A 21,067-nucleotide genomic window follows, 5' to 3' on the forward strand; every position below is an offset into this window, starting at 1 on the left:
GAAGGAAACGGAATCACAATGGCTGAAAAACTGATGAAGTACGCCGATGCCGTGGCCAAGTACGACCCGGTGTTCGGCCTGGAGGTCCATGTCGAGCTCTGCACCAACACCAAGCTCTTCTGCCCGGCCCATATCGAGTTCGGCGGCGAGCCCAACACCCAGCTGACCCCGGTCTCCCTGGGCCTGCCCGGCAGCCTGCCTGTAGTCAACAAGACCGCCATCGACTATGCGGTCAAGCTGGGCCTGGCCCTGCACTGCAAGGTCAATGAGTGGAGCCAGTTCGCCAGAAAGAACTATTTCTATCCGGACATGCCCCGTGACTATCAGATCTCCCAATATGACAAGCCCCTGAATGGCGAGGGCTATCTGGATGTGGAGCTGGACGACGGCAGCATCTTCCGCGTGCCCATCGAGCGGGCCCATGTGGAGGACGATGCCGGCAAGAACACCCACGTAGGCGGGGCTGACGGCCGCATTGAGGGTGCCGATCACTCCCTGGTGGACTACAACCGTGCTGGTGTCCCTCTGGTCGAGATCGTGACCAAGCCTATCGAGGGCGCCGGGGCGCGTACCCCCGAGGTGGCAGGGGCCTACGTCCGGGCCATCCGAGACATCGTCCGGGCCCTGGGCATCTCCCACGCCCGGATGGAGCAGGGCAACATGCGCGCCGACGTCAACGTCTCCCTGCATGCCGGGCCGGACGCCCCTCTGGGAACCCGGTCGGAAACCAAGAACGTCAACACCTTCAAGGGCATCGAGAAGACGCTGACCTACGAGATCCGCCGTCAGGCAGCCCTGCTGGAGTCCGGCGGGGAGGTGCTGCAAGAGACCCGCCACTGGGATGAGTCCACACAGACCACGGCAGGCGGCCGTGTCAAGACCGATGCCAACGATTACCGGTACTTCCCCGATCCTGACCTGGTCATGGTCCATGTGACCAAGGATCATATCGAGGAGCTCAAGGCTCAGATGCCGGAGATGCCGCGCGAACGCCGCGCCCGTCTCAAGAAGGAGTGGGATTTCACCGACAGACAAATGCAGGATGCGGTCAACGCCGATGCTGTGGACCTGATCGAGGATACGGTCAAGGCCGGCGCTACGGCTGCCGGAGCCCGCAAGTGGTGGCTGGGCGAGATCTCCCGCGAAGCTAACGCCCGTGGGGTCAGCCTGCAGGAGCTGCCCATTTCGGCTCAGGATGTTGCCGATGTGGAGCAGCTGATTGCCGACGGCAAACTCAATGACAAGCTGGCCAAGCAGACCGTCTCCGGCGTGCTGGCGGGCGAGGGCAAGCCCAGCGAGGTCGTCAAGAAGCACGGCTACCAGGTGGTTTCGGACGACGGGGCTCTGGATGCTGCCGTCGACCAGGCCCTTAAGGACAACCCGGACATCGTGGCCAAGCTCAAAGGCGGCAATATGAAGCCCATGGGCGCTATTATCGGAGCGGTCATGAAGGCCACCAAGGGCCAGGCCGATGCCAAGGCTGTCAGCAAGATCGTCATGGAGCGCATCGCTAAGTCCTGACCACGCCCGGTCCGCCGACCTGGTTCCATCGGATTCGGACCGGCGGACCTGCCCAGCCTCTCATGGTTTTCCCAGGGGCGAGGGATTACAATTGATTGCCATCGCAAGGTGGCGATCATGGAGGTGACGTGATGTCTATGAGCGGCAGGGGCAATGACCGACCGCAAATGCAATCCGAGGGACCTGACGACGTGGCGGACAGGCAGCTGCCCGACCGGATTGAGATTCCCTACATCCGGGGCGAGATGTTGCACCTGCGGCCGGCCGTCATCGCCGATCTGACGGCAATGGACCAGCTGGAGGCCTTTTACAATTCCACCGGCATCACCGGTAAGGGGCCTAGCGCCGAACGAGCCGTGGTCAATGCCTGGGTGCGTCGATCGGTGGCCTGGTCCAAGGGTCTGGCTGCCCGTGATTCGGGCGTGGGCGATCCCGAGTCCCGCCGCACCCTGGCTTGGGCCATGGTCACTGATGCGGACACCGACCAGGACGGCTCGCCCGATGCTGATGCCACCAAGGGGGTCATCGGCATGATCTTCCTGATCGACGTGGACGGCTGGTCACGCTCGGCCAGAATCCAGGTGGTCCTGGGCAGGCACTTCCGCGGGCGTGGCTACTCCCGGGATGCCATGCCCAGAATCATGACCTACGGGTACGCGGCTGCTCCTACGGGTCTGGGCCTGCACCGGATCTGGGTGGCTGTGCCAGAGAAAAACACTCGCTCGATCTCTGTCTACCAGTCTCTGGGATTCATGATTTCGGGTACCTCCCGTGATGCGCTCTGGGATGCCGAGAACGGCAAGTATCAGGATCAGATCGTCATGGACGCTTTGGTTGACGAGTATGATCCCATCCGTTCTTTGAATGCTTTCGGCATGCACGTCATCCGCGAAAACCCCGGTGTGGCCGAAGCTCTTGTTGCACACGGATACGCCGCGGATGAGAATGGTGGTATAAGCGGGTCCGAGCCTGGGGAGTCCACCTTGGCATCTCAGGATTCGTCTGCATCAGGTGGCCCGCATTCAGACAAACCTGCTGAAGACCATGCAGGATCTGACAGCAGGAATGATGAGAGGGCAGACTCTGGTCAGACGGACGTCACAGATGCCGGGGATAAGCCTGATTCTGACGAATCTGTTGCCGAGCAGTCCGGCGAGGAGCATACGGCATCTGATTGGGCCTATGGGTCGGCTGAGACCAAACGTTCCAAGCGTGCTTGGTGGCGTACGCTTGGCCATGGCCGTGATCGCGCGAATGGAGGTAGTCGATGAGTGCTGAGGATCTCGACAACTACGAGACCAACGCTGAACTGGCCCTGTACCGCGAGTACCGGGACGTGATCAAGCTGTTCACCTATGTGGTCGAGACCGAGCGGCGATTTTACCTGGCCAACAAGGTGGACTTCAACGTCCGGTCCGCTGGGCAGGATGTCTACTTCGACGTCCGGCTGACCGATGCCTGGGTCTGGGATGTCTACCGGTCCAGCCGGTTCGTCAAGAATGTCCGCATCGTCACTTTTAAAGATGTCAATGTGGAGGAAGTGCAAAAGACGGATATCGACATCCCCGATGCGTTGGGCTAAATATCGCTCAGGGGCGAGCATCATCACGTTTGTTCCACGCAATGGCGGGAATTCGTGTGGGAAGTCCCTCGGCAGCCTCTGGCCTGGGACGAGCCAGGTACAGTAGTGGTGATTTCATACGGTTTTCAGGAGGTTGGCATGGAGCGCAAGCAGTCCGTGATCGTCATCGGCGGAGGGCCCGCCGGCTTGACAGCGGCATGGGAACTGGTCAAGGACGGCGGCGATGAGCGCTATGATGTCACTGTTCTGGAGGCCACTGATGCCTTCGGCGGCATCTCCCGCACGGTCCGGCATAACGGCAATCGCATGGACATTGGCGGCCATCGGTTCTTCTCCAAGGATGACCGGATCATGGACTGGTGGAAGGAGGTCCTGCCTCTGCAGGGCGCGCCCTCCTATGACGATAAAAAACTTGGCCGCCACCACGACCTGGAACCCGGTGGCCCTGATCCGGAGAAGACCGACCGGGTCATGCTCAAGCGTCACCGCGTCTCCAGGATTTACTGGAACCACCACTTCTTCGACTATCCCATCTCCTTGACGCTCAACACCCTCAGGGCCATGGGCTTCAAGCTGACCATGCAGGCCGGGTTCAGCTACCTGAAGTCCGTCGTCCACAAGCTGCCTGAGAACAACCTGGAGAACTTCTATATCAACCGCTTCGGCCGCAAGCTCTACTCCATGTTCTTCGAGGGCTACACCGAAAAGCTCTGGGGCCGTCACCCGCGCGAGATCAGCGCCGATTGGGGCGCCCAGCGGGTCAAGGGGCTCAGCATCATGGGCGTGCTCAAGAACGCCTTCCAGAAGCTGCTGCCCAAGAAGCGCGATGCCCATCAGGTCGAAACCAGCCTGATCGAGGAGTTTTGGTACCCCAAGCTGGGTCCGGGTCAGCTCTGGGAGACCGTGGAGCGTCGCAATGTGGAGCACGGGGTCCACGTGATCACCGATGCCCGCGTAATCGGACTGACTCAGCATGACGGCCACATGACCGGTGTCATCTATCGCAACGCTGATGGCAAAGAAGTGACTCTGCAAGCCGACCAGATCATCTCCTCCATGCCCATCAAAGACCTGGTGGAGGCCATCGCCCACGAGGAGCCGTCCACCGACAAGGAAATGGTCAGGGTGGCTCAGGGTCTGCCTTACCGTGACTTCGTGACCGTTGGCCTGCTGGTCCGCCACCTGCGCATCCGCAACACCACCTCTATCAAGACCTTGGGTGATCCGCCCATCGTTCCCGACTGCTGGATCTATGTGCAGGATCCCGGCTACAAGATGGGCCGCATCCAGATTTTCAACAACTGGAGCCCCTACATGGTCAAGAACGTGGACGGAACTGTCTGGATCGGCCTGGAGTACTTCTGCAAAGAGGGTGATGACTTCTGGAGCATGAGCGATCAGCAGACCACTGACTTCGCCATCAAGGAGCTGACCCGGATGGGCATCATCAACGGCCCTGCCGACGTGCTGGATTCCCACCGGGAGCGGGTGGTCAAGGCCTACCCGGCCTACTTCGATACCTACGCCCAGATGCCGGAGCTGGTCAAATGGCTGGACTCCTTCGGCAACCTCTACTGCGTGGGTCGCAACGGGCAGCACCACTACAACAACCAGGACCACTCCATGGCTACATCCATGGAAGCCGTGGCCAACATCAAATCGGGGCGTGCCGACAAGACCAACGTCTGGAACGTCAATACCGAGAAGTCTTATCACGAGGAGAAGTAGACAAACCTCGGCTTTCGTTTCGTTTTAAGCCTCCGATCGAAAGTTCGGGGGCTTTGCCATCACGACAGGGCGATGGCCGGCGCCTTCAGAGGCAGGCCCAGCAGCTGTGAGAAGAAGGCCACACTCTCGCGGACCCGTTGGCGGACCACCTCTCTGATCTGCGGGTGGCCGGCGGCTTCTCTGCCGTTGCTGACGATGGACGAGAGCCCGTCGGCCATCAGCCAGGCCACTGTATGGGTGCCGGCCGTTTGGATCAGCGGAGTCTGCGGAAGGTCACCCCGATCCAGCCAGCGGTCCAGTGCCTTGGTCAAAGGGTCGATAATCTGTCTGACGAAGCCTTCCATCACATTGCTGTTGGTGCTCAGGTAGCTGTACCAGTTGGCCTTGTCCGCGAAGATGACGTCCATCTTCCAGATGGCCCTTATCAGATGCGGGCAGATGTCGTCCAGCGCCTCTTGAACGTTCAGGTCAGAATCATGCAGAATGTCGACCACATGATCCACGTAGGAGGCCAGGTAAGTGCGCACGCAGGCATCTATCAGATCGTCCTTGGATTTGAAGTAGTAATAGAAAACGCTCATGCCCACGCCCTTGCCGTGGTTCATGGCGTGGATGACGTCGCGCAGGGAGGTGTTTGCGGCACCTTTCCGGTCGAAGACCCGCATGGCGGTGGTTACGAATTCGCTCCGCCGTTGCTCACGCAGAGATGATCGATCATTCATATGCCCAGTCTAGAGGTTTACCCATGAATATTTGGACACGCAGGCTGTTCCTTGCACCGGTCGGGCAGTCGTTGTAGGCTTATGGAAGTTCGATAAGCCGAGTCGGCATCGAATTTTCATGAGCGGTACCCCCGCACTATTCTCAAGCTATTTGCCTAGCCTAATTAGGCATAGCGAAGGAAAGGCATTACAACAGTGGCAACAAGCCAAGATATTCATTCCATGAAGCTGCCCGAACTCAAGGAATTGGCCAGGCAGCTGGGGTTGCGCGGTATTTCCGGCATGCGCAAGCCGGTCCTGATCGAGACGATCGAGGCGGCACGCTCGGGTGGCAAGGCCCCTGAGGGAGTAACCGTTGGCAAGCCCAAGGCTGCGGCCGCCGTGGCCAAGGGAGGCCAGGCCGCCGATCAGCAGCAGCCGACAAAGCAGGAGGCGAAGTCCTCCGCGGAAGGCGGACAGGAGTCCACGGAAACCCAGGAATCCAAGGGTGATAAGGGTGACAGTCCTGTCGGAGACCTCTTCGATGTTTTGGGCATTGACGATCATAAGAGCGGTCATACCGAGCACCGGAACCGCTTCCCCCATACCGTGGCCGACGAGGAGAACGTGGTCATATCCCGTCGCCGCCACCGCAGCACGGATTCATCCCGAGGCTCCCACACCAACCGCGGCCGGAGCGAGCGTGAGCATGGTGAGGAGCGCGAAGGTTCCGGCTCAGGTTCAGTGCGCAATTTGGACGACATTCTGGCAGCACTGCCTTCACGGAATGACCGGCCCCGTCGGCGCAGCTATGAGGATCGCGGCGAGGAGGGGCGCGACTACCGTCACAACGGCTATGATCGCCGAAACCGAGGCGACCGCAATGACCGCAACGATCGCAACGACCGACGTAACCGCAACAACCATCGCAGCAGCGGCCGGGATCGTGACTATGAGCCCAGGGAGAACTTCAAGCCCGAGGATCTGGTCCCCGTGGCAGGCATTGTGGATGTGCTGGACTCCTATGCTTTCGTGCGCACCTCCGGCTACCTGCCCGGCCCTAACGATGTCTACATCTCCATGGGCCAGGTCAAGAAGTACGGCCTGCGCAAGGGCGATGCCGTGCATGGCTCCATCCGTCCCCCCCGCGAGGGCGAGCATCGCAATCAGCGGCAGAAATTCGTTCCTCTTCAGGCCATTGACACCATCAACGGTATGAGCGTGGAGGACGCTGCAGGGCGCCCTCACTTCAACAAGCTGACTCCCCTCTACCCGCAGGAGCGCATGCGGATGGAGACCCAGCCCAAGAACATCACCGGTCGTCTGATCGACATCGTCGCTCCCATTGGCAAGGGTCAGCGCGGTTTGATCGTTTCGCCGCCCAAGGCCGGCAAGACCCTGACCCTGCAGTCCATCGCCAACTCCATCACCGCCAACAACCCCGAGGTGCACCTGATGGTGGTCCTGGTGGACGAGCGGCCCGAGGAGGTCACTGACATGGAGCGCACGGTTCAGGGCGAGGTCATCTCCTCCACCTTCGACCGTCCCGCCAGCGATCACACCACCGTGGCCGAGCTGGCCATCGAACGGGCTAAGCGCCTGGTGGAGCTGGGACAGGATGTGGTGGTCCTTCTGGATTCCATGACCCGTCTGGCCCGCGCCTACAACATCTCGGCTCCCGCCTCCGGACGCATCCTCTCCGGCGGCGTGGATGCTCAGGCCCTCTATCCGCCCAAGCGCTTCTTCGGTGCCGCACGCAACATCGAGAACGGCGGCTCTTTGACCATCATCTCATCGGCCTTGGTGGAGACCGGTTCCAAGATGGATGAGGTCATTTTCGAGGAGTTCAAGGGCACCGGCAATATGGAGCTGAGGCTGACCAGGGATTTGGCCGACAAGCGCATGTTCCCCGCCATCGACATCAACGCCTCCGGCACCCGGCGCGAGGAGCTGATTACCGCACCCGAGGAGCTGGCTGTGGTCTACCGGCTGCGTCGCCTCCTGGGCGGCATGGAGACCGAGCAGGCCTACCAGACCCTGGTGCCCAGGCTGAAGAAGACCGCCACCAACCGGGACTTCCTGGCGGCGATCAACCAGTCCATGCTGGCTCAGAAATAGGAATGATCCGGTAAACGTGCGTGCAACCCGGTCCAGGGCTGCAGGCTAGAGTTCGCGCGTTAAGCCACAGGTCAATAAGGGGCAGAGTGCCGGCAATCCGACACCCTGCCCCTCTTCTGTGCTCCGGTGACGTCTTAGATGTCAGCGGTGAAGATACAGGCGCTTTCTATCGACGACTTTTCTGACGGCTTCTACAATGTCTTTTGCGGTCATTCCGTACTGCTGAGCCAGATAGTCCTGGTCGCCGACCTGGCCGAATCGGTCGTGCACTCCAATGAATTCGATAGGAACCGGACAGCTGCTTGCCACTGCTTCGCTGACGGCAGCACCCAGACCTGTGTTGACATTGTGGTTCTCGGCGGTCACGATAGCCCCGGTCTGTTTGGCCGCATCGATCACAGCCTGATTGTCCAATGGTTTCCAAGTGAACATGTCGAGGATGCGGACCCCTATGCCTTCATCGCTCAGGGTACGGGCGGCTTTGATGGATTCAGCCACGCAGACGCCGCTGGCGATGATGGTTGCCTGTGCATCGAACTGATTCATGACCTGCACGGCTTTTCCTATTTGAAAATCAGTTCCATCCCGGTAGATTTTGACGCACTGCTTGCGCACCAACCGCATGTATTGCATGCCGTAGGTTCGGGACATCCAACCCATTATCCATTTCAGCATGGTGATGTCGGTGGCTTCCAGGACGGTCATTGTGGGGATGCCCCTCATGATCCCCATATCCTCAAAGGACATGTGGGTGCCGCCATTGGTCTTGGCGGTGATTCCCGGGTCGGAGCCAATGAGTTTGACATTGGCCTTGCTGTAGGCGCCGGAAATGAATATCTGGTCCATGGCCCTTCGGCTCATGAAGGAGGCGAAGGTGTGTGCGAACGGTATTTTGCCGGTAAGGGAGAGTCCTACCGCAGTGCCGATCATATTGGCTTCCTGGATGCCGCAGTCCACTGTCCGTTCAGGGTAGGCTTCCTGGAAGGGCTTGGTGCCCATGGCACTCATCAAATCAGCATCCAGCAGAACCAGGCGCTCCTCGTCGGCCGCCAGATCGAGGAGGCACTGGCAGAAGGCCTGCCGCATTTCCTGTTTCTCGTTTTCCAAAGTATGTTCTATCATTCCTCTTCCCTTTTCACCTGTCCGTGTGCAATTGGGCTCGCGCACATGGCTCTCATGCTCAGGCTGCATCCATCATTGTTTGGATTTCAGCCAAAGCCTGGTCGCGCTGCTGCTCGTTGATTGTTGTTGAATGACTCTTCGGAGTTCCGGCAATCTCGGACCATCCCAGGCCCTTGACCGTGTGAAGCACGATCATTGAAGGTCGGTCGTCGGTCTTTTGTGTCTTGCTGTGGACTGTCTCCAAAGCTTGAAGAATGGAGGGGACGTCATTGCCATCGGGAACGTCAACGACCTGCCACCCAAAAGCCTCGAACTTGGCTGCGGCATCTCCCAAGGAGCAGATGTCCTTGCAGTATCCGTCCAGCTGCAGGCCGTTATAGTCCATGAAAGCAATCAGATTGCCCAGGCGATGCTGGGCGGCGAAAAGGGCCATCTCCCAAATCTGCCCCTCCTGGCTCTCGCCGTCTCCTATGACCAGATAGACCTTGTTGTCCCGACCATCCATTTTCAGTCCCAGGGCAACGCCGGAGGCTACTGAGGCCCCCTGACCCAGGGACCCGGCGGTTACGTCCACTCCGGGAACCTTGAGTCTGTCGGCATGGCTGGGAAGGTTGGTCCCGTTGCGGTTGAGGGTATTCAACCAATCCATGGGGAAGTATCCGCGCAAGGCGAGTGTGGCGTATAGGGCCGGGGCGCAGTGGCCCTTGGACAGGACGAACCAGTCCCGGTCGGCCCACTGTGGATCCTCGGGCTTGATGTTCATCTCCTGCCCGTACAGGACGGCCAAAAGGTCGGCTATCGACAGGGATCCCCCTACGTGGCCGGTCCCAAAGGCTGAGATCTCCTTGATCGTCTCCTGTCTGATCCGACCAGCGAACTGTTTGAGTTCTCTGACCTTGTCCGCATCGGTGCTTTCGTTCATGTTGATTTCCTTACTATTCTTGTAGATTGGTTCTTATTGCGGCGGTGTTTGGTTTTCCTGATTGCTGTCCTTCCTGCGTTCGGGCGCATGCCTGCCCAGACTGGCCTGGGCTGCGGCCAGTCTCGCCACCGGCACCCGGTAGGTTGAGCAGGATACATAGTCCAGGCCAACGCGCTCGCAGAATTCGATGGAGGAGGGATCCCCGCCGTGCTCGCCGCATATGCCGACCTTCAGGTTCGGACGGGTGCGTTTGCCATACTTCACCGCCATCTCAACCAGCCTGCCGACTCCCGCTTGGTCCAGATGGGAGAAGGGATCCTCCTGCAGAAGCCCCTTGTCGTAATAGTCCTGGAGGAAGGAGCCGGCATCGTCCCGGCTGAGCCCGAAGGTCGTCTGGGTAAGGTCGTTGGTGCCGAAAGAGAAGAATTCAGCGCCGGCTGCTATATCACCGGCCAGCAGTGCCGCCCTGGGGGTTTCGATCATGGTTCCGACCGAGCAGTACATGGGAAGCCCGGATTCCCTGATGACCTGGTTTGCCGTCTCCTCCACAACCTGCTTGACGTATTCGAATTCCGCCGGCTCGCTGACCAGAGGCACCATGATTTCTGGAGCAAGGGACCAGTCGGGGTGTCGGCGCTTGACCTGGATGGCGGCTTCCACTACGGCCCGGGTCTGCATGCGGGCGATGGCGGGGTAGGTGACTGCCAGGCGGGATCCCCGGTGTCCCAGCATGGAATCGACCTCGGTCAGTTCGTCAGCAGTGTCTTTGATCTCTTCGGCTGTATGCCCGGTCGCCTTTGCCAGAGTTTCCACGGCCTGAGCGGTTTTGGGCAGGAATTCGTGCAGTGGCGGATCGATCAGTCTGACAGTCATCGGCCTTCCGCCCAAGGCCTCATACATGGCGGTGAAGTCCTCGCGTTGCATAGGCAGGAGGGCATCGAGGGCTTCCTGGCGTTCTTCTTCGTCTGCTGCCACTAACATCCGTCTGATGGCTTCGATGCGATCGGGCTGGAAGAACATATGCTCGGTGCGGCACAGGCCGATTCCCTCAGCACCCAGCTCCTGTGAACGCCGAGCATCTTCCGGCGTGTCCGCATTAGCCCTGACCTCCTTGATGGATTCGAAGAGTTGGATGGTGGGATCGGTCGGGAACTCGCGGCCTTCCTGCTGCTTGTAGTCGTCCAGAAAACGGTGGGCCAGCCATTCCATGTCCTCGGCATCCAGGTCGTTGTCGCCGCTGACCTGTCGCTCGGTCTTGCGCTCGGAGAGGCGTTGTTCGAAGACTTCCTCGGGCACGCCCATCACTACATTGCTGTACATCTGAATGAACCGGCGGTAGGAGTCCCAGGCCCAGCGGGGGTTGTCGGTCTTACTGATCAGAGCCTGCACCACCTCTTCGTTCAGTCCCAGATTGAGAATGGTGTCCATCATGCCGGGCATGGAGACCTGAGCTCCTGATCTGACCGATACCAGCAGGGGATTAACGCCGTCCCCGAGTCGCTTGCCAGTGGCTTTCTCCAGATCGGACAGACTGCTCAGCACCTGCTCGTGGATTTCCTGGCTGATGTCATTGGATCCGGATAGATAGCTTCTGCAGGCCTGCGTGGTGATAGTGAAACCTTCGGGCACAGGCATGCCGAGTTTGGTCATCTCAGCCACACCGGCTCCCTTGCCTCCCAGCAGATCACGCATGGAGGCATCGCCTTCAGACAGCTTGTACACGAATTGTTCTGTAGTGTTGCGCATAGCATTTCCCTCATTGGATCGAAGGCGTTGAATAGACAACACGCGCTGTGTTTGTTCTCGGCATTGGCAGAGGTAGTAAGCCTTCAACCAGATTCAAGTCTGTCTTGGTCTTTTGCTGAGATTGGGAGCGTTCTGCCAATTTTTGTGCAGGAATCGGTACTGTTGCCATAATGGCGCCTTTCAGACCAGAAGGTTGATGACGGCGATGACTGCGAAGATATAGATTGCCGCAGTAAAGGCTTTCTGGTTGACGTGACCGGCGATCAGCCTGCCGCAGAAGACGGCGAGCAATGTGAGCGGGAGAACGCATAGGAGGGCAAGCGCGGTTTCTCTGTTGGTTGTGTTCAGTCCGACTGCGAAAGGCAGCTTCACCATATTCACTACTAAGTAGAAAGCTGCCGTGGTGCCTAGGAATTGCTTGACCGGCAACCGCTCGCTGCTGAAATAGACGGCTGTGACCGGTCCTCCGGCATTGGCTACCATGGTGGTAAAACCCGCCAGAACGCCGCAGAGCATGTGGAATGCCACGCTTATCCACTGCTTCTGCCTGTTCTTGCTTCTGGTTTCGACTTGGGGGGCTTGACTCTTGCCCCTCTGCCGCGTTTTCAGCGCGGACCTTATGCGCGAGAGGAAGTAAGGCGCAATGAAGCAGGCAAGTATGACCCCTATAATCTTTTTGGTCGCGTCATTGTCAGCGTGATACAAGAACCAGACGCCGGCAAGGATGCCTATGGTCACAGTCGGCAACAGTCTAAGCAAGGAAGCCAGCACAATGTCATGCCGGTAGGCCCAGATGGCGGTCCAGTCAGCGACGACAGCCATGATCAGCGTCAGCTCGGTGGCTTCTTTGGCGGGCATCAGTGACGCCAGAGCGGCCACCGCCAGGATGGCTGAGCCTGGTATCAACGACTTGTCCAGGCCGATCAGGACAGCAGCCGCCGCCAAACCGATGATCAGCCAGAGGTTCATGTTAGGTCACTTCCTTTGTTGGCGCACGCTCTTTATAAGAAGATGTGTCGGCCGACACTGCGTCACATCAGTGTCGGCCGACATGGCAACTCCTGAGGAAACAGGCAGTTGCGTTCAGGCTTCCGCCACCAGGCGTTCTATGGTTTCACGCTGGTAGACGGACGTTTCATGGGCGGTCTCGTCCTCGGCAAATACGTTGGAGACGATGATGGAATCCTCCCGGTCCAGGAACCCGTTCTTCTTCAGGGCGGCGAACAGGGCCTTGAAGTCCACATCGCCGTCGCCCACTTTCAGGTGCTGGTGAACGCGGGCGTTGGTTCCCGGAGGATTGGCTATATACCGCAGATCATGCGAACGATGATGGTCATAGCTGTCTGAGATATAGACCGACCTGAGTCGTTTGCCGGCCAGAGCTGTGATCCCGTCCACATTGTTGCCGTAGTGGAAGGTGTGAGGAGCCACGTACACCGCACCGACCAGCGGGCTGTTGAGGCCTCGTGTGATCCTTAGCGCATCAATGCCGTTCTCGACGAAATCGTAGGGATGCGGGTCGAAGTTGATGCGGATGCCTTCCCGCTCAAGCAGAGGCAGTATTTCCTCCATGGTCGCGTAGAAGGCAGCCTCGGACTCCTCATAGCGCTCCGGTATGCCGCTGAATTCGCTGTTGATGACGTGCACGTCCAGCAGAGCCGCGATTTCGATGGCCCGCTTCCAATTGCGCACTGCTGTCTGCCGCTCTCGCTCGTCGGGCCAGGAGGTCCTGTAGACCGGCAGCAGCGAGCACAGCTCAACGTTCGCCTTCTTCAGAGCGGCCGCGAAGTCCTTGACCAGTTCGTCGTCCGCCTTGGGATGCACATAAAACGGCAGGAAGGCATCGTGCGGAGCCAGCTGCATGTACTTATAGCCGGCGTCCGCTACCGCCTTGGGCAGTTCCAGGAATGGCAGGTCGGGATGGAATGGTGTGGGATCCAATGCGATTTTCATATTGTCTAACCTCGTTGTTGGAACTTATGGATGCCCTTGGTTCGTCCTGTTCGTCGGCATCCTTGCTGCAGACAGGGTAGGTAGGCGCCCGGAGTTCAGAGTTTCAATCCTCCGGAGCGCTTACAGGTATGTTGCTGCTTGTTTACAGTCTTGCGATGATGTCCTGGCCGATTTGATCCGTGCTGCGTTTGCGTGAGGAGTTCTCCTCAGCATCCGCTTCCACGGCGCGATCGATGCGGGCGGCTGCTTCGTCGTACCCGAAGTGCTGCAGGAGCATGGCGGCAGACAGGACCGTGGCCGAAGGGTTGGCTATACCCTTGCCCGCAATGTCGGGGGCGGAGCCGTGGATGGGCTCGAACATGGAGGGATGCTCATCGGTCACGTTGATGTTGGCTGATGCCGAATAGCCGATTCCGCCCACAACTGCGCCGGCCTCGTCAGTGATGATGTCTCCGAAGAGGTTGTCGGTCACAATCACGTCGAACCGGGAGGGATCGGTGACCAGGAAGATGGTGCAGGCATCGGCATGCAGGTAGTCATAGGTCACGTCAGGGTACTCTTTGCCGACCTTGTCCATGACCCACAGCCAGAGTTGACCGGCATAGTAGAGTACGTTGGTCTTATTGACCATGGTTACGTGCTTCTTGCCTCCGCGCTTGCGAGCCAGTTCGAAGGCAAACCTCACCGCCCTCTCGATGCCGAATTCGGTGTTCATCGAGGTCTCGGTTGCTATGGCGTGTTCAGTGCCCATGCGAAGCAGACCGCCCATGCCGGAATACAGGCCTTCCGTGCCCTCTCTGATGACGACGAAGTCGATGTCGCCAGGGTCGGCCAAAGGGGATTTGACGCCGGGGTAGAGTTTGGAGGGCCGCATGTTGATGGCCTGGTCAAATGCGAAGCGGAGCTTGAGCAGCAGGCCGCGCTCCAGGATTCCTGACTTGACTCGAGGATCGCCGACAGCACCTAGTAGAATGGCGTCCTTTTTGTTCATGTCCTCGATTTGCTCGTCTGTGATGAGGGTGCCATCGCGCAGGTAGCGATCAGCGCCAAGATCATAGTTGGTGTAGTTAAAGGAAACGCTGTCGCCAACGGCTTCCTTGAGTACAGCTTGCGCGACTGGCACGATTTCACGGCCGATTCCGTCACCGGGGATGACCGCGATGTCCAATGTCTTCTTTGATGTTTGGGTATTCATGCCTTTCATGTTAATGATTGCCCGGCGGCATAGCAATCAGAAAACCACTAAAAAGACCGATATACGGGATTTTCATATCAATATTCGCATAATCGTGTCGAAAATTCGCCATTCCCTTGATTTACTTATCAAAGTGGGTAGAGGACTGTCCAATAGCTGCATAACATGAAAATACAGCGGATCATTCGACAGGCAGTATGCTGAATATCCGTGCCTTCTGCTGCCCCGTGTGTATCGGTCCTTGGGTGTTGCCCGGGGGAGGGGGGCACAGAGCAGACAACATTTCAACAACGCAATCTAATAGAATAAAGCAATAAAAGCACAATTCATGGACCTGAACTGGCAAGGACGCGAGTAAAGGGGATCGTGGGATATGACACCTAAGGATTATAAAAAATGGATACCGGCGGATGAATCCGGCATTCTCGGGAAGAAAGCCATACAGATAAATGACGCAGGAAGGCTGGCGCGCGCAGTCTTCCTCCATCCGCTGTGGGGCGGGACGTACCGGGTCAATTCGGACTATTCTTGCAAACGTGAGTATATGAACTCCTTCCTCCTGTTCTTCATTGAGTCAGGCAGTCTTGATTATGTCTATGAGGGTGCTTCATTTACTGCTCATGCAGGAGACGTTGTTTTGCTGGACTGCAAAAACCATAATGATTACCGGTCAAGCGGGCTGACGCGATTCTCCTACCTGCATTTTCAGGGCAACGGCGTACAGGCATACGCTGACTATCTGCAGGATGTCAACGGTCCTTTGTTCACGGATTCTCAAGATGCCGGGGATGAACTCACCTCCATACTGGACCAGATGCGCTCCGGGGATGTGTCACTGTCGCGAAGACAATTGGACGAATTGCTCCACCGCCGTTTGGAGCATGTGTTGGTGCTGCTCACTCGCCGAGTCGATGAGAGCCTGGAGGTGCACTATGACGACAATGTACCCCCGGATCTGTCAGCGGCCATACGATACATCAATAGGCATTTCGACTCAGATGTATCCATCCATGCGCTCAGCAAGATTCTGAATACGAGCGAGTCGCAGCTCTCTCATGCTTTTAAGCGCCATTTGGACATGGGTGTGCATCAATTCGTCCTGGAATGCCGAATCTCGCATGCCAAATACCTGCTGACGACCAGCAAGATCCCTATCGCTCAGATCACCAAGGAGTGCGGATTCACGGTGAGCTCGCACTTCTCGTCCTCCTTCAAGAAGCTTGTGGGAGTCTCGCCTTCCGAGTTTCGACGGAATTTTTCATAGTCTGCAGGTTTTCTGAAAATGCGATGCCCAATATTCAGATTTCTGCAGGGAAGATAAGAAAAGGTGTTTTCCCGGTCGATTGGCAGCAGTCGGGGAGCGCGTGGCCCCCTACGATGCAATGAGAGGGACGCAGTGCAGCTCCCTCAATAACAAAGTAATTACTGCGATAGCAATTACATCGCCAAGGGAAAGTGAACGAAGATGACACTACGTATTGGAATCATCGGTGTTGGAACCATGGGTTCCGACCATGCCAAGCGTCTTTCGACCAGAATCAACGGTGCCACTCTCGCCGGCGTCTGCGATCTGATACCGGAACGGGCTCAGAAGATGGCTGATCTGTACGGGGCCAAGGTCTATGCAACAGGCAAGGACCTGATTGACTCCCCGGACATCGACGCTGTCGTGGTGGCGACCCTGCCTCATGAGACCCATGAGCAGTTTGTTCTTGAAGCCATCAAGCAGAAGAAGTACGTGCTCAGTGAGAAGCCGCTGACCACCTCCGCTGCCGGCTGCCGTCGTGTGGTCGACGCCGAGATCGCCGGAGGCAAGCGTCTGGTCCAGGTGGGCTTCATGCGCCGCTTCGATCAGGGCTATCAGGAGATCAAGCAGGCCATCCAGAACAAGACCTACGGTGAGCCCCTGCTGATTCATTGCGCCCATCGCAATGAGGACACCCCGCTCAACTACAACTCCGATATGGCCATTGTGGAGACCGCCATCCATGAGGTGGACGTGCTGCACTGGCTGCTGGGCGAGGACTACGACTCGGTCTTCTGCTTCCTGCCCAAGAAGCAGACCCGCCACACCCACAAGGGACTGCACGATCCGCAGATCATCGAGATGGACACCAAGTCCGGCGTCCACATCGACCTGGAGGTCTTCGTCTGCAACCACATGGGCTACGACATCAACTGCCGTGTGGTCTGCGAGGAGGGCGAGATCGCCCTGCACACTCCGCAGAACACCATCGTCAAGGTGGCCGAGTCCGAGCGCGAGTCCATCCCCAATGACTTCACCGTGCGTTTCAAGGAGGCTTATGACCGCGAGATGCAGGCCTTCGTGGACGGCATCAACGCCGACCAGCTGACCGGTCCCACCTCCTGGGATGGCCTCATCGCCTGCGTGACCTGCGATGCGCTCTTCGCTTCGCGCGACGAGGGCGGCATCCGCAAGAAGATCGAGCTGCCCGAGACCCCGTCCTTCTTCCAAGAGCAGTAAGGCGCGATCATGACAAACAACAAGGGCAAGGCTCGCAATCTGAAGGATCCCAAATACTCCAAGCTGTCCATCGGTGTATGCCCGGACCAGTGGGGTGTCTGGTTCGACAATGACGACAAGCAGATTCCTCCCCGTCAGACAATGAAGGAGATGGCTGAGGCCGGATTCGAGATTCTTGAAACAGGCCCCTGGGGTTACTTCCCCAAGGATCCCAAGGAGCTCAAGGCTTGGACCGATGAATACGGCATGAAGGTGGTGGCCGGAACCAGCTGGGGAGTCCTGCACAAGCCGGAACAATGGCCGGAGACCGAGCGGCACTTCCGCGAGATCGCCGAGACCCATGCCGCTGTCGGCGCAGAGTACATCGTGCATCTGCCGCCGCTCTACCGTGATGACAAGACCTGGGAGTGGACCGATGACCGCGTCCTGTCCCCCGAGGCTTGGAACACCTACATTACCAATGCCAACAAGCTGGGCAAGATCATGAAAGAGGACTATGGGCTGAAGATGGTCCTGCATCCTCATGGCGATTCCCATATCGAAACCCCTGAGGAGATCGCCAGGATCTTCGAGAACACGGATCCTGAATATGTGAATCTGTGCCTGGATACCGGCCATATCGTGTACGGCGGCGGTGATCCTATCGAGATGGTCAAGAAGTATCCTGAAAGGATCACCTACGTTCATATCAAGGCTTTCGACCCGGCTTTGGTCAAGGAAGCCCATGAGAAGGACTGGCCTTTCGGCGAAGCGGTGGCCCGCGGTGCATCGGTGACACCCCCGGCCGGCGAGCCTGATATGCAGGAGCTGGTCGACGCCTTGGCGGCCTTGGACAAGGAAATGTATGTGATCTGCGAGCAGGATCTCTATCCTGCTGATCCCTCCTTCCCTCTGCCTAATGCGATCAAGACCCGCGAGTATCTCGCTTCCTGCGGTCTGGGTACTCTCTGATTCTCAATATGTCAACGGAACCGGTGTCTGGCGATGTGTATGCGAATACTGTCGGATGCCGGTTTTCTTTTTTCAACAGGCCCAGGGGTGGGGCGGGGCAGCAACAAGTATGGCTCTCGCAGTCAGATGTTCTGGTTGAACCGATAGCCCTCACCCCCCGGCCCATTTTTTGACGGTCGTCGCAAGTCGTAAACCGCCAATAGCTGGCGTGCGTATGTGTTTGTCTGAAAGGGATTACAAGTCATGGAAGTCATTTACGCCACGGTCCACGTCAAGGACGAGAACATGGACGAATTTTTGAAAGTGATGACTGAGCTTGCTCGCAAGTCAGCCGCTGAGCCACAATGCGGCGGCTATCATTTTGTTCAGCGAGCGGATAATCACAATGAATTTGCTTTCATCGAGTTCTGGCCCACGCCCGACAGCCACGAAGCGCACTGCCAGAGCCAACATTTCAAGACGCTTTTCCCCAAGATGTGCAATCTTACCGAGGAGGGCGTTCAGGACATCATCAGTAGGCAGCTGGTCTGATTCTCGCCTGCTGACATTGTTGTATCAACGGATGATCTCATAGGGAAAGCCCGGTCCGGTACAAGGGGCCGGGCTGCTTGGCTGCAAGTTTCAGTAGAGCAGGCTGGCTATGGTTTGCCGGGTGAGGGCGGCCATGGTCGCCATATCCTCTTCGCTGGCTCTGTCGGAGAAGATCTCGGGGCAATACCAGCCGTCGAAGCCAGTGGATTTCACGGCATCCAGCCATTCTTGCAGGGGGATGACGCCGCCTCCGATCATGGTGTTGCGGTAGATGTCCATGTTGGCAACATCCTTGCCGGGGGTCAGAGCCAGCCCGTCAGATACGTGAACGGCCTTGATCAGATCTCCCGGCAGCGCCCGCACGTCGTCAGGAGTATCCCCGGCCGAATAGAACTGCCAGGTGTCCACGGCCAAACCGATGTTGGGTCTGGAAGCCTGATCGATGACCTCCAGTATCTGCCTGCAGCGGTTCAGCGGAGCCCAGGCCAGGGGCTCCAGGTAGATGCCTAGGTTGAAGTCGGCTGCGATGTCTGCAGCTTCTTGGACGTTTTGGGCGGTAACGCGGATCATCTCTGCCTCATCGCGTCCCAGGAAGCCTCGGTATCGGGGGTCATCATCGGCGAGCCTGCCCGCAGCATAGTCCTCGACCACCTCCCACCGTCCCGGTCCTGTGCACAGTTGGATGTACTGGGCCCCCAGTTCAGAGGCCACCTGGCACATGCGTCGCACCTCGTCCATCAGATCCCTGGCAGCGGATCCCTCCCGCTCGATGTCCTGAATGGACCCGATGTCGCTGACCGCGAGCCCGTCAAGCAGAGGCAGCAGGCTCTTTGCAGTGAATCCCTTGTCCAGGTAACGGTAGAGTTTGGGTGTCTGCAGGTCAATGCCGTCGTAGCCGGCCTCCTTGGCCAGACGTATATCGGTTCGTACGTTGCCGTACATGGTCACGGTCTGATTCATGCTGATGAGAGCCATGTCACTCCTCCTGATGCTTGTATGCGTTGTTGTTTTGTGTGGCATCACTTAACGCGTTGCCGGGCCTCCGCTTCTATCTGGGCCAAGGTTTTGCCGCGTGTCTCCGGAACCAGGGCCTTGGTGAAAAGGAAGGCGCCCGCGTTGATCAGTGCGAAAACGAAGAAGGAGCCTGCACCGCCCAGTTTTTCGAGCATGACCGGAAAAATCAATGTCAGTATGAAGCTGGAGGTGTTGACGGCGATATTGGCGTATGCCATCCCCTGGCCCCTGACTGCGGTGGGGAAGATTTCGGCGATCATCAGCCAGGTGACGGGTGCCATGCTTCCTTGGGCGAAGAGCAGGTAAATCATCATGATGGCGATCAAGGTCCAGGACATAGCCTTGCTGGTGTTGCCCCCCTGAATGAAGAGGTAGCAGATGCCGATGGCAGTCAGGAATACGGTCACGCCGGCCGTGCCTATCAGCAGGTCGGTTCTGCGATCGATCTTGTCGATCAGGATCAGGCCAAATACCACGGCGGCTATGGCCGAGACCAGCATGACCGGCACCATGGCGATGACTGAATCGGTTGATCCGAATCCCAGCGTGGTCGAGAAGATGGTGGGGGCGAAGAAGTTGATGGCGTTGACTCCGGAGAACTGCTGCATGACGGCCAGGCCTATGCCAACGATGAGCACCCGCCGGAGCCATGGCGTGGAGAAGCTCTCCTTCTTGGCGTGCTGTGAGTCTCGGCTGGAGGAGGCCAGACTGGTCTGCATGGACTCATAGGTCTGCTTGGCTTCCTGTTCATCGCGTGTGGAGAGCAGGACGCGCACGGCCTGATCGTTCATGCCATGGCGAATGAAGTAGTTGGGTGTGTCATGAATAAGAAAAGCGATGATGACCAGGCAAAGCGCGGGCACTACGTTGGCCCAGAGCATGGCATGCCAGTCGGCGACCTTGGCCAATATGGCGTTGACGCAGGTAGCCAGGAGCTGCGCAATATTGATCATTACCGAGTTGACAGACACCAAGCGGCCGCGTTTGTCCGCCGAAGCCAGCTCGCCGATGGCCATAGGCACCACGCAGGAGGTGAATCCAACACCCAGTCCGACTGAGATTCTAGCAATGAGGAAAAGGGAGAAGTCGGTCGCCAGTGCACAGGCCGCGCAAGCCAGCAGTGAGATGCAGGAACCGGTGATGATCATTTTCTTCCGGCCGTATCGGTCGGCCAACGAGCCTCCCAGGAAGGATCCCACGGCAGCGCCCAGGAGGAGCCCTGCTGTCAGGACTCCCTGTTGGAAGGCGTTGAGTCCCTGTCCGTGGAAGTTCATGGTGACCAGGGCCCCCGATAGGACCACGGTTGTGTAGCCATACAGACCGCCTCCGAAAATGCCCAGAGCGATCATGAGTCTGGAGTATCGCCGTCGGTTGGCGGCCAGCTTCTCTATGTCGAGGTTGCGGCTGATCTCCCTATAGGTGGTGGACATGGGTGTTCCTCCAAGTTGGCATGATGCCGTATCCAATGCTCCGACATCGTTATCGGCGGTGGATCTGA

Annotated in this window: 18 protein-coding genes; 9 read left to right on the forward strand and 9 right to left on the reverse strand. The window is 58.2% G+C overall.

Annotated elements, in window-relative coordinates:
• Window positions 1-18: 18 nt before the first annotated feature.
• From gatB to CI603_RS02615, 4 genes are all read left to right on the forward strand, one after another.
• Window positions 19-1,521, forward strand: a complete 1,503-nt coding sequence (gatB, locus tag CI603_RS02600; RefSeq protein WP_121912926.1) for an Asp-tRNA(Asn)/Glu-tRNA(Gln) amidotransferase subunit GatB — start codon at window positions 19-21, stop codon at window positions 1,519-1,521.
• Between the two features lie 167 nt (window positions 1,522-1,688).
• The gene (locus tag CI603_RS02605; protein ID WP_183122219.1) at window positions 1,689-2,792 is read left to right on the forward strand and encodes a GNAT family N-acetyltransferase; all 1,104 of its coding nucleotides are present in this window, start codon (window positions 1,689-1,691) and stop codon (window positions 2,790-2,792) included.
• The gene (locus CI603_RS02610; protein WP_029678206.1) at window positions 2,789-3,103 is read left to right on the forward strand and encodes a DUF2469 domain-containing protein; all 315 of its coding nucleotides are present in this window, start codon (window positions 2,789-2,791) and stop codon (window positions 3,101-3,103) included. Before CI603_RS02605 ends, CI603_RS02610 begins: the two co-directional genes overlap by 4 nt.
• 138 nt (window positions 3,104-3,241) lie before the next feature.
• The gene (locus CI603_RS02615; protein ID WP_121912928.1) at window positions 3,242-4,831 is read left to right on the forward strand and encodes an NAD(P)/FAD-dependent oxidoreductase; all 1,590 of its coding nucleotides are present in this window, start codon (window positions 3,242-3,244) and stop codon (window positions 4,829-4,831) included.
• Between the two features lie 59 nt (window positions 4,832-4,890).
• Here the strand turns inward: CI603_RS02615 and CI603_RS02620 are convergent, their stop codons facing one another.
• Window positions 4,891-5,553: a TetR/AcrR family transcriptional regulator gene (locus CI603_RS02620; RefSeq protein WP_121912929.1), complete on the reverse strand. Its 663-nt coding sequence runs from the start codon at window positions 5,551-5,553 to the stop codon at window positions 4,891-4,893.
• A 195-nt stretch (window positions 5,554-5,748) separates the two neighbouring features.
• On the opposite strand from CI603_RS02620, the gene rho reads away from it, so the two are divergent.
• Complete coding sequence (rho, locus tag CI603_RS02625; protein ID WP_121912930.1) at window positions 5,749-7,650, forward strand: transcription termination factor Rho; 1,902 nt, start codon at window positions 5,749-5,751, stop codon at window positions 7,648-7,650.
• 141 nt (window positions 7,651-7,791) lie between these two features.
• Here rho and CI603_RS02630 read toward each other — a convergent pair whose 3' ends face one another.
• The 6 genes from CI603_RS02630 to CI603_RS02655 form a co-directional block, all read right to left on the reverse strand.
• Window positions 7,792-8,772 carry a transketolase family protein gene (locus CI603_RS02630; protein WP_121912931.1) on the reverse strand — a complete coding sequence of 327 codons (981 nt, stop codon included), beginning with the start codon at window positions 8,770-8,772 and terminating at the stop codon, window positions 7,792-7,794.
• A gap of 58 nt (window positions 8,773-8,830) precedes the next feature.
• Window positions 8,831-9,694, reverse strand: a complete 864-nt coding sequence (locus CI603_RS02635) for a transketolase (RefSeq protein ID WP_121912932.1) — start codon at window positions 9,692-9,694, stop codon at window positions 8,831-8,833.
• 33 nt (window positions 9,695-9,727) lie between these two features.
• A complete protein-coding gene (locus tag CI603_RS02640) occupies window positions 9,728-11,440 on the reverse strand; it encodes a putative PEP-binding protein (protein WP_220702250.1) in 1,713 nt (570 codons plus the stop codon).
• Between the two features lie 180 nt (window positions 11,441-11,620).
• On the reverse strand, window positions 11,621-12,409 hold the full coding sequence (locus tag CI603_RS02645) for a sulfite exporter TauE/SafE family protein (protein ID WP_121912933.1): 789 nt from the start codon (window positions 12,407-12,409) through the stop codon (window positions 11,621-11,623).
• A 114-nt stretch (window positions 12,410-12,523) separates the two neighbouring features.
• The gene (locus tag CI603_RS02650) at window positions 12,524-13,393 is read right to left on the reverse strand and encodes a sugar phosphate isomerase/epimerase family protein (RefSeq protein ID WP_121912934.1); all 870 of its coding nucleotides are present in this window, start codon (window positions 13,391-13,393) and stop codon (window positions 12,524-12,526) included.
• Between the two features lie 142 nt (window positions 13,394-13,535).
• Window positions 13,536-14,588, reverse strand: a complete 1,053-nt coding sequence (locus CI603_RS02655) for a 3-isopropylmalate dehydrogenase (protein ID WP_121912935.1) — start codon at window positions 14,586-14,588, stop codon at window positions 13,536-13,538.
• Window positions 14,589-14,961: 373 nt separating this feature from the next.
• On the opposite strand from CI603_RS02655, the gene CI603_RS02660 reads away from it, so the two are divergent.
• The 4 genes from CI603_RS02660 to CI603_RS02675 all read left to right on the forward strand — a co-directional run bounded on the left by CI603_RS02660 (window position 14,962) and on the right by CI603_RS02675 (window position 18,555).
• The gene (locus tag CI603_RS02660) at window positions 14,962-15,852 is read left to right on the forward strand and encodes an AraC family transcriptional regulator (RefSeq protein ID WP_121912936.1); all 891 of its coding nucleotides are present in this window, start codon (window positions 14,962-14,964) and stop codon (window positions 15,850-15,852) included.
• Window positions 15,853-16,053: 201 nt separating this feature from the next.
• Window positions 16,054-17,073 carry a Gfo/Idh/MocA family protein gene (locus CI603_RS02665; protein ID WP_110425847.1) on the forward strand — a complete coding sequence of 340 codons (1,020 nt, stop codon included), beginning with the start codon at window positions 16,054-16,056 and terminating at the stop codon, window positions 17,071-17,073.
• 9 nt (window positions 17,074-17,082) lie between these two features.
• Window positions 17,083-18,024, forward strand: coding sequence for a TIM barrel protein (locus CI603_RS02670; protein WP_046323415.1), 942 nt, complete (start codon window positions 17,083-17,085; stop codon window positions 18,022-18,024).
• Between the two features lie 243 nt (window positions 18,025-18,267).
• The gene (locus tag CI603_RS02675; RefSeq protein ID WP_121912937.1) at window positions 18,268-18,555 is read left to right on the forward strand and encodes a putative quinol monooxygenase; all 288 of its coding nucleotides are present in this window, start codon (window positions 18,268-18,270) and stop codon (window positions 18,553-18,555) included.
• Window positions 18,556-18,645: 90 nt separating this feature from the next.
• On the opposite strand, the gene CI603_RS02680 is transcribed toward CI603_RS02675, so the two are convergent.
• Both CI603_RS02680 and CI603_RS02685 read right to left on the reverse strand, forming a co-directional pair.
• Window positions 18,646-19,530 carry a sugar phosphate isomerase/epimerase gene (locus CI603_RS02680; RefSeq protein WP_046323413.1) on the reverse strand — a complete coding sequence of 295 codons (885 nt, stop codon included), beginning with the start codon at window positions 19,528-19,530 and terminating at the stop codon, window positions 18,646-18,648.
• Between the two features lie 44 nt (window positions 19,531-19,574).
• A complete protein-coding gene (locus tag CI603_RS02685) occupies window positions 19,575-20,999 on the reverse strand; it encodes a sugar porter family MFS transporter (RefSeq protein ID WP_121912938.1) in 1,425 nt (474 codons plus the stop codon).
• Window positions 21,000-21,067: the final 68 nt, after the last annotated feature.

This window comes from Bifidobacterium sp. wkB338, assembly GCF_003688325.1.
GTDB lineage: Bacteria > Actinomycetota > Actinomycetes > Actinomycetales > Bifidobacteriaceae > Bombiscardovia > Bombiscardovia polysaccharolytica.

Excerpts from the sequence above, each read along its gene's own strand:
- CI603_RS02635 (WP_121912932.1), bottom strand. The coding sequence starts at position 9,694 with ATGAACGAAAGCACCGATGCGGACAAGGTCAGAGAACTCAAACAGTTC.
- CI603_RS02645 (WP_121912933.1), bottom strand. The coding sequence starts at position 12,409 with ATGAACCTCTGGCTGATCATCGGTTTGGCGGCGGCTGCTGTCCTGATC.
- CI603_RS02685 (WP_121912938.1), bottom strand. The coding sequence starts at position 20,999 with ATGTCCACCACCTATAGGGAGATCAGCCGCAACCTCGACATAGAGAAG.
- CI603_RS02670 (WP_046323415.1), top strand. The coding sequence starts at position 17,083 with ATGACAAACAACAAGGGCAAGGCTCGCAATCTGAAGGATCCCAAATAC.
- CI603_RS02630 (WP_121912931.1), bottom strand. The coding sequence starts at position 8,772 with ATGATAGAACATACTTTGGAAAACGAGAAACAGGAAATGCGGCAGGCC.
- CI603_RS02660 (WP_121912936.1), top strand. The coding sequence starts at position 14,962 with ATGACACCTAAGGATTATAAAAAATGGATACCGGCGGATGAATCCGGC.
- CI603_RS02620 (WP_121912929.1), bottom strand. The coding sequence starts at position 5,553 with ATGAATGATCGATCATCTCTGCGTGAGCAACGGCGGAGCGAATTCGTA.
- CI603_RS02610 (WP_029678206.1), top strand. The coding sequence starts at position 2,789 with ATGAGTGCTGAGGATCTCGACAACTACGAGACCAACGCTGAACTGGCC.
- CI603_RS02615 (WP_121912928.1), top strand. The coding sequence starts at position 3,242 with ATGGAGCGCAAGCAGTCCGTGATCGTCATCGGCGGAGGGCCCGCCGGC.
- CI603_RS02655 (WP_121912935.1), bottom strand. The coding sequence starts at position 14,588 with ATGAATACCCAAACATCAAAGAAGACATTGGACATCGCGGTCATCCCC.
- CI603_RS02640 (WP_220702250.1), bottom strand. The coding sequence starts at position 11,440 with ATGCGCAACACTACAGAACAATTCGTGTACAAGCTGTCTGAAGGCGAT.
- CI603_RS02650 (WP_121912934.1), bottom strand. The coding sequence starts at position 13,393 with ATGAAAATCGCATTGGATCCCACACCATTCCATCCCGACCTGCCATTC.
- CI603_RS02665 (WP_110425847.1), top strand. The coding sequence starts at position 16,054 with ATGACACTACGTATTGGAATCATCGGTGTTGGAACCATGGGTTCCGAC.
- CI603_RS02675 (WP_121912937.1), top strand. The coding sequence starts at position 18,268 with ATGGAAGTCATTTACGCCACGGTCCACGTCAAGGACGAGAACATGGAC.
- gatB (WP_121912926.1), top strand. The coding sequence starts at position 19 with ATGGCTGAAAAACTGATGAAGTACGCCGATGCCGTGGCCAAGTACGAC.
- CI603_RS02605 (WP_183122219.1), top strand. The coding sequence starts at position 1,689 with ATGCAATCCGAGGGACCTGACGACGTGGCGGACAGGCAGCTGCCCGAC.
- CI603_RS02680 (WP_046323413.1), bottom strand. The coding sequence starts at position 19,530 with ATGGCTCTCATCAGCATGAATCAGACCGTGACCATGTACGGCAACGTA.